Origin of the sequence: Streptomyces sp. SudanB5_2050 (assembly GCF_964272335.1) — a bacterium.
GTDB classification, from domain to species: domain Bacteria; phylum Actinomycetota; class Actinomycetes; order Streptomycetales; family Streptomycetaceae; genus Streptomyces; species Streptomyces rochei.
Genome location: NZ_OZ186760.1, coordinates 6,793,632 through 6,805,508, shown reverse-complemented (window position 1 = coordinate 6,805,508; position 11,877 = coordinate 6,793,632). Strand labels below are relative to the sequence as shown.

At 71.7% G+C, this 11,877-nt stretch carries 9 protein-coding genes; 6 read left to right on the top strand and 3 right to left on the bottom strand.

The genetic code is table 11. The annotated features are described in order from the left end of the window. Positions 1 to 35: 35 nt before the first annotated feature. Positions 36 to 1,211, bottom strand: a complete 1,176-nt coding sequence (locus ACFZP7_RS29990) for a DegT/DnrJ/EryC1/StrS aminotransferase family protein (protein WP_031022113.1) — start codon at positions 1,209 to 1,211, stop codon at positions 36 to 38. A 245-nt stretch (positions 1,212 to 1,456) separates the two neighbouring features. Here ACFZP7_RS29990 and ACFZP7_RS29985 point away from each other — a divergent pair, with 245 nt between their 5' ends. From ACFZP7_RS29985 to rfbB, 3 genes are read left to right on the top strand one after another with little or no spacing between them, the layout of a single operon-like run. Further along, entirely contained in the window at positions 1,457 to 2,947 is a 1,491-nt protein-coding gene (locus ACFZP7_RS29985; RefSeq protein ID WP_385637005.1) for an NDP-hexose 2,3-dehydratase family protein, read from the top strand. Beyond that, entirely contained in the window at positions 2,944 to 3,963 is a 1,020-nt protein-coding gene (locus ACFZP7_RS29980; RefSeq protein WP_234310990.1) for an aldo/keto reductase, read from the top strand. The genes ACFZP7_RS29985 and ACFZP7_RS29980 overlap by 4 nt, the downstream gene beginning before the upstream one ends. Next, positions 3,957 to 4,937 (top strand): dTDP-glucose 4,6-dehydratase, encoded by a 981-nt coding sequence (rfbB, locus tag ACFZP7_RS29975; RefSeq protein ID WP_385637002.1) that lies wholly within the window; start codon positions 3,957 to 3,959, stop codon positions 4,935 to 4,937. The genes ACFZP7_RS29980 and rfbB overlap by 7 nt, the downstream gene beginning before the upstream one ends. A gap of 211 nt (positions 4,938 to 5,148) precedes the next feature. Here the strand turns inward: rfbB and ACFZP7_RS29970 are convergent, their stop codons facing one another. Both ACFZP7_RS29970 and ACFZP7_RS29965 read right to left on the bottom strand, forming a co-directional pair. Next, positions 5,149 to 6,705, bottom strand: a complete 1,557-nt coding sequence (locus ACFZP7_RS29970; protein WP_385636999.1) for an AMP-binding protein — start codon at positions 6,703 to 6,705, stop codon at positions 5,149 to 5,151. Between the two features lie 23 nt (positions 6,706 to 6,728). Further along, the gene (locus ACFZP7_RS29965) at positions 6,729 to 7,691 is read right to left on the bottom strand and encodes an ACP S-malonyltransferase (protein ID WP_019330872.1); all 963 of its coding nucleotides are present in this window, start codon (positions 7,689 to 7,691) and stop codon (positions 6,729 to 6,731) included. Positions 7,692 to 7,950: 259 nt separating this feature from the next. Here ACFZP7_RS29965 and ACFZP7_RS29960 point away from each other — a divergent pair, with 259 nt between their 5' ends. The 3 genes from ACFZP7_RS29960 (at position 7,951) to ACFZP7_RS29950 (ending at position 11,783) form a co-directional block, all read left to right on the top strand. Next, positions 7,951 to 9,234: an activator-dependent family glycosyltransferase gene (locus tag ACFZP7_RS29960; RefSeq protein ID WP_019330873.1), complete on the top strand. Its 1,284-nt coding sequence runs from the start codon at positions 7,951 to 7,953 to the stop codon at positions 9,232 to 9,234. Beyond that, positions 9,231 to 10,103, top strand: a complete 873-nt coding sequence (gene rfbA / locus ACFZP7_RS29955) for a glucose-1-phosphate thymidylyltransferase RfbA (RefSeq protein ID WP_019330874.1) — start codon at positions 9,231 to 9,233, stop codon at positions 10,101 to 10,103. Before ACFZP7_RS29960 ends, rfbA begins: the two co-directional genes overlap by 4 nt. A gap of 114 nt (positions 10,104 to 10,217) precedes the next feature. Then, complete coding sequence (locus ACFZP7_RS29950; RefSeq protein WP_046250349.1) at positions 10,218 to 11,783, top strand: MFS transporter; 1,566 nt, start codon at positions 10,218 to 10,220, stop codon at positions 11,781 to 11,783. Positions 11,784 to 11,877: the final 94 nt, after the last annotated feature.

Genomic DNA, 11,877 nt, shown 5'->3' with positions numbered 1-11,877 from the left:
CGCGGCCGCCTCCGGCGGCCGGCGTTCCCGTCTTCTCAGTCCGTCGTGCTCGGGGCGCCGTCCGCGCAGCCGGTCTCCACGGCCCAGCGGATGATGCGGCAGACGCCGTCGATCTCCTCCTCGCCGATGACCTCGCCGGTCGGCAGTGCCAGTACCCGCTCGGCCAGTGCCTCGGAGCGCGGCAGCGGCAGGGGGGCGTGGGTCTCGGGCCGGTCGCTGTAGGGGGCGAGTTGGTGGCAGCAGGGGTGGAAGTAGCGGCGGGCGAGCACGTTGTGGCGTTCCAGTACGGCGTGCACCTGGTCGGCGTGGACGCCGGCCGCGGCCTGGTCGATCTCGATGACCAGGTACTGGTGGTTGGCCCGCTCCCCCGGCGCCTGTCCCCGGACGGAGATGCCGGGCAGTCCCGCCAGCCCTTCCTCGTAGAGGCGGTGGTTGCGGGTGTTCTGCTCGATCAGGGCGTCCACGCGTTCCAGGGAGACCAGTCCCATGGCCGCGCTGGCCTCGCTCATCTTGGCGTTGGTGCCGGAGGAGATCACCTCGCGGTCCTCGCCGATGCCGAAGTTGCGCATGGCGCGGGCGCGTTCGGCGACCCGGGGATCGTCCGTGACCAGGGCTCCGCCTTCGAAGCTGTTGATGAACTTCGTGGCGTGGAAGGAGAACACCTCGGCGCTGCCGAAGCCGCCGACGGGGCGTCCGCGGTGGGTGGAGCCGAGGGCGTGGGCGGCGTCGAACAGCAGCGGCAGTCCGTGGCGGTCGGCGAGTTCGGTGAGTTCGTCGATCGGGCAGGGGCGGCCGAAGGCGTGCACGCCCAGGATGGCGCCGGTGGCGGGTCCGACGAGTTTCTCGGCGTGCGCCGGGTCGATGCCGGCGGTCTCCTCGTCGACGTCGCAGAAGACGGGGGTGAGGCCGATCCAGTCGAGGGCGTGCGGGGTGGCCACCCAGGTGAAGGACGGGACGATCACCTCGGCGCCGGCCGGCACGCCGGTGGCGCGGGCCGCGAGCTGGAGGGCGACGGTCGCGTTGCACGTCGCGACGGCGTGGGCGGTGCCGGCCAGTGCGGCGACCCGCTCCTCGAGTTCGCGCACCAGCGGGCCGCTGCTCAGCCACCGGCGGTCCAGCGCATCGTCGATTTTTTCCCGGAGTTTTTCGCGGTCGCCTATATTGGGGCGGCCGACGTGCAGTGGCTCGCGGAATACGGGAAGTCGGAACACGGGGGGAGCATAAAGAGCGGGAACGTACGGTGTTAACCCCTAGCTCTTCGGGGCCACCCCTACGCCGTGCCGCCGTGGGACGTGGTGGGCGAGGTGGCCGCCGGTCGCCACCCCTATTCTTCGGGGGAACACGCTGACGGTGGCGGGGGACGTTATTTCCGGGGTTCTGGAGCATTCCCTGTGCTGTCTTTCCTTGAATAGGCTCGCCGACGAATGGGGAAAGGTACGACCGAAGGGGATCTCCCATGGCCGATGTATTTCCCGCGACGGCGCCGCCGCTCGGACCGCCGGACCGGCAGAGCGCGATGCGCACGGCCGCGCGGCTGGCCGAGTCGGCGCTCGCCGTGGAGGGGGTGGCCACCGGCGACCGGGAGTTCCGGGACTGGTACGCGGGGCGGGTGCGCGACGACGTCGCCGAGGTCCGCAGAATTGCGCTGGACCGGCTGTCCGGCTGGCGCGCCGAGCCGGGCACCGGCAACCTGGTGCACGACTCGGGCCGCTTCTTCTCGGTGGAGGGGCTGGCGGCCGAGGATGTCGACGGTGGCTCACCGGGGTGGGAGCAGCCGGTGATCCGGCAGCCGGAGATCGGCATCCTGGGGCTGGTCGCCAAGGAGTTCGGCGGGGTGCTGCACTTCCTGATGCAGGCCAAGAACGAGCCGGGCAACCACAACGGCGTCCAGTTGTCCCCCACCGTCCAGGCGACGCGCAGCAACTACAGCAGGGTCCACCGGGGTGCTTCGGTGCCGTACGTGGAGTTCTTCCAGCAGGCCGGGCGTCATCATGTGCTGGCCGACTCCCTCCAGTCGGAGCAGGGTTCGTGGTTCGTCGGGAAGCGGAACCGGAACATCGTGGTGGAGGTGGGGCGGGAGGTCGAGGTCGAGGCCGGGGAGAGCTTCCGGTGGCTCACCCTGGGCCAGATCCACCGGCTGCTGGCCGAGGACGACGTGATCAACATGGACGCCCGGTCGGTCCTGGCCTGCCTGCCCTTCGGCGGCGCCGGCGAGGGGGCGCCGGCTTCGACGGCCGTGCTGCGGTCCTGCGTGGAGGAGACGGGCGCCCTGCACCCCACCGGGGAGATCCTGAGCTGGCTGGCGGGTCTGCGGGCGGGCAGCGGCCTGGCGGTGCGGCGGGTGCCGCTGGACGAGGTGCGCGGGTGGAAGCGCACCGAGGAGAGCGTGGCCCACGAGGACGGGCGGTTCTTCCGCGTGATCGGGGTGGATGTGCGGGCCGCGGGCCGCGAGGTGCGGCAGTGGACGCAGCCCTTGATCGAGCCGGTGGCGCAGGGCGTGGTGGCCTTCCTGGTCGCCGAGATCGGCGGTGTGGTGCACGCCCTGGTCAACGCCCGTACCCAGGCGGGTCTGATCGACAAGGTGGAACTGGCGCCGACGGTGCAGTGCGTGCCGTCGAACTACCCGCGGGCGCCGTACCCGCCGCAGTTGCGCTTCCTGGACGAGGTGCTGGAAGCGCCGGCGGAGCGCGTCCGGTTCGACAGTCGTCTGTCGGAGGAGGGGGGCCGGTTCCACCACGCGGTCAACCGCTATCTGATCGTCGACTGGCACGGCGACCACCGGATCGAGGACGACACGTTCCGCTGGGTCGCCCTGCATCAGCTCGCCGGGCTTCTCCGGCACGGCCATTACCTGAACATCGAGGCCCGCAGTCTCGTCGCCTGCCTGCACAGTCTGGCCGGCGGGACCCGGGCGACCGGCACGGGCGAGGAGGTCCCGGCACGATGACGGCGGCACACGACGGTGACGCGGACACCATGGAGTACACCCGGCTGGGGCGTACGGCGCTGCAGGTGAGCAGGTTGTGCCTGGGCACCTTGAACCTGGGCGTCCGCACCACCCGCGCAGAGGCGTTCGCGCTGATGGACGAGGCGCTGGAGCGCGGTGTCAACTTCTTCGACACGGCCGACCAGTACGGCTGGCAGGAGCACAAGGGGTTCACCGAGGAGCTGATCGGCGACTGGTTCGCCCAGGGGGGCGGCCGGCGCGAACGGGTGGTGCTGGGCACCAAGGTGTTCAACCCGATGAGCGATCTGCCCAACGACCAGGGGCTGTCGGCCCGGCACATCATCGCGGGGTGCGAGAACTCGCTGCGGCGGCTGCGCACGGACTGGATCGACCTGTACCAGATGCACCACGTGGACCGCGCGGCCTCCTGGGAGGAGGTGTGGCAGGCCATGGAGGTGCTGGTCCAGCAGGGCAAGATCCGGTACGTGGGGTCGTCCAACTTCGCGGGCTGGCACCTGGCGGCGGCGCAGGAGGCGGCGAACCGGCGGCACTTCCTGGGCATCGTCTCCGAGCAGTGCGTGTACAACCTGGTGACCCGGTACGTGGAGCTGGAGCTGGTGCCGGCGGCGCAGGCGTACGGCATGGGCATCCTGGTCTGGTCCCCGCTGCACGGTGGTCTGCTCGGCGGGGCGCTGCGCAAACTCGCCGACGGCACCGCCGTGAAGACGGCGCAGGGCCGGGCGTCGGTGGCGCTGGAGCAGCATCGGGCCGCGGTGACCCGCTACGAGAAGCTGTGCGCCGAGGCGGGGCTGGATCCGGCGGAGGTCGCACTCGCGTGGGTGCTGAACCGGCCGGGGGTGACCTCGGTGGTGGTGGGCCCCCGCACCACCGCGCAGTTGGACGGGGCGCGGCGGGCGCTCGGCCTGCGGCTGGACGAGGGGCTGCTGGCCGAGCTGGAGGAACTGTTCCCGCCGCTCGGCAACGGTGGTCCGGGACCGGAGGCGTGGGCATGGTGAAACGGGTACTGGTGGCGGGAGGGGCCGGGTTCATCGGGTCGCACTACGTGCGCACCCTGCTCACCGGAGGGTTCCCCGCCTGGGCGGGCGCCGAGGTGACCGTCCTGGACAAACTGGCGTACGCCGGCAATCCGGCCAATCTCGAACCGGTGGCGGGCGGGTACACGTTCGTGAAGGGGGACATCTGCGACAGCGAGCTGCTGGCGTCGCTGGTCCCGGGCCACGACGTGGTGGTCAACTTCGCGGCCGAGACCCATGTGGACCGGTCGATCACGGCGGCGGACGTGTTCGCGCTGACCAACGCGGTGGGCGCGCACCGGCTGGCCGCGGCGTGCCTGGCGGCGGGAGCGCGGCTGGTGCACGTGTCCACGGACGAGGTGTACGGCTCCATCGACGCGGGCTCGTGGACGGAGGAGGCGCCGTTGTCGCCGAACTCCCCGTACGCGGCAGCGAAGGCCGGCGGGGACCTGCTGGTGCTGTCGTACGCGCGGACGCACGGGCTGGACGTGCGGGTCACCCGGTGCGGCAACAACTACGGGCCCTACCAGTACCCGGAGAAGGTCATCCCGCTGTTCGTGACCCGTCTGCTGGAGCGCCGTCCGGTGCCGCTGTACGGGGACGGACTGAACGTCCGGGACTGGATCCATGTGGACGACCACTGCCGGGGCATCCAGCTGGTGGCCGAGCGGGGTGTGCCGGGCGAGGTGCACCACATCGCGGGCGGGACGGAGCTGACCAACCTGGAGCTGACCGACCGTCTGCTGCGGGCCCTGGACGCCGGGCCGGAGATGGTGCGGCGGGTGCCGGACCGCAAGGGGCACGACCGGCGGTACTCACTGGACGACGGGAAGCTGCGGGCGCTGGGCTTCCGGCCGGGTGTCCCCTTCGACGCGGGCCTGGCCGACACGGTCCGCTGGTACGTCGACAACCCGGCGTGGTGGAAGCCGCTGTGCGAGGGGCTGCCGGCGGCCTGAGCGGGCCGAGCCGCACGTACGGACGAGAGCCGCGAACCAGTCGGTTCGCGGCTCTCCCATGTGGTGGCCCGCCCCTTCACGCCGTAGCAGCCGTAGCAGCCTGCCCAGCCGTACCAACCGTCCCGGTCGTACCAGGTACCAGCCATACCAGCCGGCCAGGTCGTACCGGCCGGCCCAGCCGGGTCGCCGCCGCACCGGTCGTCCCGGTCGTTCAGAAACGGGTCGGGTTCAGCAGCTCGGCCGCCCGCGCCCGCAGGGCCTTGCGGTCGGTCTTGCGGTTGGCGTTGAGGGGGAATGCGGGCACGTGGTGGAAGTGCCGTGGGATCATGCGCTCCGGAAGGTGGGCGCGCAGGGCACGGACCAGGACGGCCGGGGAGAGGCGTTCACCGGTGTAGAAGCCGACCAGCGCGTTCTGGCCGTCCGGCGTGGGCACCGCCACCGTGACGGCGTCCTGCACGCCGGCCACGTCCCGCATCCGCTGGTCGATCTCGGCGGGCTCGACCCGCCAGCCCTGTACCTGGACCTGGGCGTCGAGGCGGTCCACGTAGGCCAGCACCTCGCCGCGAACCCGGCGCACCCGGTCGCCCGTGCGGTACCAGCGGCGGCCGTCGCGCTCCAGGAAGCGGCCCCGGTCGTCCGCCGGGTCCAGGTAGCCGGGGGTCGTCTGCGGCCCGGTCACGACGAGTTCGCCCTCGTCGGCCGCGGGTTCGCCGTCCTCGCCGAGGAGCAGCCAGTCGTGTCCCTTGTGCACGGTGCCGATGGGCACCAGGCCGTTCCCGGCCGGGTCCGCCGCGTCCTGCGGTGACCAGCGGTGGCCGGTGACGGTGACGGTCAGCTCCGTGGGGCCGTAGAGGTTCTCCACGTGCGAGTGGGGTGCCGCCCGGTGCCAGTCCCCGGCGTCCCGGCAGGTGAGTGCCTCACCGGCGAAGAAGCTCCAGCGCAGGCCGGGCAGCGCGCCCTCCCCCAGTCCTCCGGTGCGGCGGGCCAGGGCGATGGCGCTGGGCGTGGAGAACCACACGGTGAGTCCGGCCGACGCGGCGAAACCGGGCAGGTCCCGGTAGGCGGCGGCCGGAAGCTGCTGGGCGGTGGCCCCCGCGCCCCAGGCGCAGAACAGGTCGAACAGGGAGCAGTCGAAGTTGAGGTCGAAGGTCTGGGAGAAGACGTCCTCGGGAGTGAAGGGGTAGCGGGTGTCCAGCACCTGGAAGTAGTGGTCGGTGGCGCCGTGCGTGACGCGCACGCCCTTGGGCCGGCCGGTGGATCCCGAGGTGAACAGGATGTAGGCGGTGTCCTCGGGGCGGACGGGGCGGGGCGCGGTGAGCGCGTGCGCGGCGTCGGCCCGGAGGGTGCCGCCCTCGGTGGCCAGCACCGGCGGGGTGCGGACGCCGGGCTCGGTGGCCGCGGCGAGCAGGGCCCGTCCGGTCTCGTCGGCGACGACCGCGGACACCTCGGCCGCGTCCAGCATCTGCCGGATGCGGGAGGCGGGGAAGGAGGTGCTCATCGGTACGACCGTCATGCCGCCGCACAGTGCCGCGAGGACGCCGGTGTAGGCGTCGGGCCCCTTGTCCGCCAGGACCGCGACGGTGCCGGGGCCGCCCCGGGCGTCGCCGTCGGCCGCGCGCAGCAGGGTCCCGGCCCAGGTGAGCGCGCGCTCGTGGAGTTCCCGGTAGGTCAGGGCCCAGCCGGGTCCGCGGACCGCGACCCGCTCGGGGGCCAGGGCGAGGCCGCTCAGGAACCGCGTGTGCAGGGCACCGCCGTACTCCTCGGACATGGATGCGCTCCTCGGGCGGTCGGTCACGCCTCGGCGTGGGGCCGGTTGCGGGGCTGGAGGGCCAGTCGCGGGTTGACGCGCACCACGTCGAAGTTGTCGGTGGTGCAGGCGACCCGGCCGAAGAGGTTGTCGGGTCCGGCGACGTGCACGGTCGCCACGTCGTTCCGGCGCAGCGCGGCCACGACCTCCGGCCAGCGCATGGGCCTCACGATGCCGTCCAGCAGCAGGGTGCGGATCTGGTCGCCCTCGGTCAGCAGGGTGCCGTCGTGGTCGGAGACGACGGGCATCCGGGGGTCGGTGAAGGGCAGCTTGCCCAGCACCTCGTCCTCGGCGCGACGGCGCAGGTCGGCGAATCGCGCCGAGTGCAGCGGCGGGCGCATCGTGTAGAGGGACAGCCCGCCGAGGGAGCGGATGCGCTTCTTGAACCGGTCGAGGCCCTGCTCGCGCAGCGAGACCATGTAGAGGTCGTGGTCGACGTAGCAGGAGATCTCGTACCACTCGTCGCGTGCCTCGAGTTCGGCGAGCATCTCGCGGAGCTTCGGCTCGGGCGTGCGGACGAAGGAGTGGGTGACCACGTCCGTGTGGTGCTCGGCGAAGTAGGCGTCCTGGCAGGCGGCCAGCCGCGTGGTCATCAGCACCGCGTCCGAGAAGGGCAGGGAGCCGGTGTAGGCCGCTGCGGCCTTCCCGCCGAAGCTGGGGCCGGCGCACAGGTCGGGGGCGACGCCGAGTTCCGCCTCCGCCCATTCCGCCAGGGCCAGGCAGTTGACCAGGAAGGCGACCTGGGCGGCTTCGCTGTAGTCGTGCTCGGACTGCCGGTATCCGTCGATCAGTGAATAGCCGAGGACCTCTTCGGCGATGGCCACCAACCGCCGTGCGTAAGGGTTGGCCACCATGAAACGTCCCACGTCCGCGAATGACATCGCCCCCATGCCGGGGAAGACGATCGCGGAGCGGGACGAGGGTGTGGTGCTCGAATCCATCTGCATGGCCGACCGCCTTTCGTTCCTGCCGCAGGCGTCAAAAGTAGGGAACGCCGATGGCCGCAAAAACCCCTACGTGCCCTTGGTGGCCCTAGGGGCAGGCCCCGGACGCTAGGGGTTGGGCGGCCCCGGCGGCCGGAATACGGTGACTGCGCACATGAGGGAAGCCGTGTGGTGCGTTCCCCGCTGATCGGAGATGGGAAAGAGCCGGCGCCGAAGCCCGGACTCGTCGCACCCGGCATTCCGTTCACCAGGGAGATGTCACATGCGTGTCCTCGTCACGACACTCGCGCTCGATTCGCACTTCTACAACACGGTGCCGATCGCCTGGGCGTTGCGCAGCGCCGGTCACGAGGTTCGGGTGGCCAGCCAGCCCGACCTCGTGCCCACGATCACCCGGGCCGGCCTGACGGCCGTCCCCGTGGGCCGGGAACTGAACCTGATGGAGCAGTCCCAGCAGGCCCCGGAGTCGGCGGAGGCCGGCTACGGCAGCGGCTTCAACATCGCGGAGACCGACCCGGCCAAGCTGACCTGGGAGTACGTCCGGGACACGCTCGCCGCCTACGCGCACATCGCGGAGCTGTCCACCAACACCGAGATGCTCACCGACCTGACCCGGTTCGCCCGGGCGTGGCAGCCGGACCTGGTGCTGTGGGACGCGATGAGCTATGTCGGCCCGGCCGTCGCCCGGGCCTGCGGTGCCGCGCACGCGCGGCTGCTGTTCGGTACCGACCACTGGGCCCGGATGCGGGAGCTGTACCTGCGTCTGGCCGCGGAGCAGCCCGAGGAGGCACGGGTGGACGCGCTCGGGGACTGGATCACCGGCCGGCTGGCCGGGCTGGGCTGTGCGCCGGAGGGCGACGGTCGGTTCGACGAGGAGCTGGTGGTCGGTCAGCGCACCATCGACCCGCTGCCGTCGTTCCTGCGGATCGAGGCGGGGCTCAACCGCATCCCGGTGCGTCCGGTGGCGTACAACGGTCCGTCGGTGGTCCCGGACTGGGTGACGCACGAGCGGCCGGAGCGGCCGCGGGTGGTGCTCACCCTCGGGCTGACCCTGCCCGAGGCCTACAACGACGGTTTCCCGATCACCGACCTGCTGGCGGCGGCGGCCGAGATGGACGTGGAGCTGATCGCCACGGTCGGCTCCGCGACGGCCGAGTCGCTGTCCGGGACCACCCTGCCCGAGAACGTGCGGCTGGTGGACTTCGTGCCGCTGAACGAGCTGCTGCCGACCTGCTCGGCGATCATCCACCACGGCGGCATGGGCACCCTGCAGAACACCCTGCGGCACGGTGTGCCCCAGGTGATCGTGCCGGGCTGGCTGTGGGACGAGCGGGCCACCGCGCTGGCGGTGCAGGCGCAGGGGGCGGGGCTGATGATCGAGCCCCGTGAGTTCCGGGCCGACACGTTGCAGGCCGCGGTGGAGCGGGTGCTGAACGAGCCCTCCTTCGCCGACAGCGCCGAGCGGCTGGCCAAGGAGCTGCTGTCCGCGCCGGCGCCGCGGGACATCGTGCCCGAGCTGGAGCGGCTGGCGGCCGAGCGGGCATGAAGGGCATCCTGCTGGCGGGCGGACACGGCTCCCGGCTGCATCCCCTGACGCTCGCCGTGTCCAAGCAGCTGCTGCCGGTCAACGACAAGCCGATGATCTACTACCCGCTGTCGGTGCTGATGCTGGCCGGCATCCGGGAGATCACGGTCATCTCCACGCCGCACGATCTGCCGCAGATCCGGCGGCTGCTGGGCGACGGCTCCGCGCTGGGGCTGCAGCTCGACTACGTGGAGCAGCCGGTGCCCGGTGGCCTGGCCGAGGCGTTCATCCTGGCCGCGGACAACATCGGCGACGATCCGGTGGCACTGGTGCTGGGGGACAACGTCTTCCACGGCAACAACTTCTACGAGATCCTGCAGAGCGCCGCGCACGAGGTCGACGGGTGCGTGCTGTTCGGGTATCCGGTCGAGGACCCGGAGCGGTACGGGGTCGGGGTCACCGACGCGGAGGGGCGGCTGGTCTCCATCGAGGAGAAGCCGGCCCGGCCCAGCTCCAACCGGGCCATCGTGGGGTTGTACTTCTACGACAACGACGTGATCGACATCGCGAAGAACCTGCGGCCCTCCCCGCGGGGCGAACTGGAGATCACCGATGTGAACCTGCACTACCTGCGGCGCGGGAAGGCCAGACTGGTCGACCTGGGCCGGGGGTTCGCGTGGCTGGACGCCGGCACGCCGTCCTCGCTGCTCGCGGCGGGCCAGTACGTGTCGGTGCTGGAGCAGCGCCAGGGTGTGCGCATCGCCTGCGTGGAGGAGGTGGCGCTGCGGATGGGCTTCATCGACGCGGAGGCGTGCGAGCGGCTCGGTGCGCGACTGCCGGCCTCGGCCTACGGCGCGTACGTGCGGTCCATCGCCGCCGAACTGGCCTAGCCGTACGCCCGTGAAGGCCCTCACGGGTCGCGCGCACCGCCCGGGAACCGGGCGGTGCGCGCGCGGTAAGCGCGCGGTGCTCGGGCGGTAAGCGGAGCACCGCAGTCTGGGAGCATGCCAACTCCAGTCAACGGACGCCTGCACAAGGGCCTCGTCCTGGCCATCGCCTGCGCGGCGGTGGTCCTGCTGACGGTGGACCTGACCGTCCTGCACCTCGCCATTCCCAAGCTGATCAGTGATCTCGATCCCTCGGCCACCCAGATCCTGTGGATCGCGGACATCTACGGGTTCGTCCTGGCGGGTCTGCTGATCACCATGGGTTCGGTCGGCGACCGCATCGGCCGCAAGAAGCTGCTGCTGATCGGTACGGTCGCGTTCGCCGGGGCTTCGTTGCTGACCGCTTACGCGCCCAACGCCGAGATCCTCATCGTGGCGAGGGTGCTGCTGGGGGCGGCCGGCGCGACCATCATGCCGTCCACGCTGTCCATCCTGCGCAACGTGTTCACCGACCCCAAGGAACGCACCGCGGCGATCGGTCTGTGGAGCGGCATGTCGGCCTCGGGCTTCGTCCTCGGGCCGATCATCGGCGGGGCGCTGCTGAACAACTTCTGGTGGGGCTCCGTCTTCCTGATCAACATCCCCATCCTGCTGGTGCTGTTCATCGCCGCTCTGCTGGTGCTGCCGGAGTCCCGCAACCCGCGTCCGGGCCGGCTGGACTGGCCGAGCGTGGTGCTGTCCACCGGTGGTGTCATCGGCCTGGTGTACGCGGTGAAGGAGGCCGCGCACGGCGGGGTGGACCAGCCGAAGGTGTGGGCGGCCGCCGCGGTGGGCGCCGTGGCGCTCGCGGTGTTCGTGGTGCGGCAGACGAAGCTGACGCATCCGCTGATCGACGTGCGGCTGTTCCGCAGGGCCGCGTTCAGCGGCGCGGTCTGCGCCAACCTCTTCGCGATGTTCGCCATGGTGGCGCAGTCGCTGATCTTCTCGCAGTACTTCCAGCTGGTCCTCGACTGGTCGCCCCTGAAGGCGGGACTGGCCGGTCTGCCCGGGGCGGCGGCCTCCGCGGTGGGCGGCGGCGCGCTGGCGGCGCCGCTGATCACGGCGATCGGCCGCGGCAGGACCGTCGGGCTGGGGCTCGGCCTGGGCGCGCTCGGCCTGGCGCTCTACACGACGGCGGGCATGGAGTCCAACTACCTGATGCTGGTCGTGGCGATGGTGCCGGTCGGCGTGGGCTTCGGCATGGCGTTCGCGGTCACCGGGGACACGGTGCTGGCCACCGTGCCCAAGGAGCGGGCCGGTTCCGGCGCGGCGATCTCCGAGACGGCGATGGAGGTGGGCGGCGCGCTGGGCATCGCGGTGCTCGGCAGCGCGCTGAACTCCGCCTACACCAGCGGCCTGGACATGCCGGAGGGGGTGCCCGACTCGGCCGTGCCGGCGATCGAGGACTCCATCGCCTCCGCCGTGCAGGTGGCGTCGTCCCTGCCGGCCGACCTCGCCGCGCAGGTCGTCGAGGCCGCACGGCACGCGTTCGTGGACGCCTTCCACCTCTCGGCGCTGGTCGCGGCCGGGGTGATGGCCATGGTCGCGGTGGTCTCGCTGGTGTCCCTGCGCAACGTTCCGAAGGTCATCGAGGAGGAGGAACCGGGCGACGAGCCCGCGGTGCCCCTCACCACGACCCGCTGAGCCCCCGACTCCGGTGCTCTCGACGAGCGCCGGACGCGGCGCCCGCCTTCCCGCGTACCCCCTGTCACGTGGAAGGCGGCCCGCACCGGGTGTC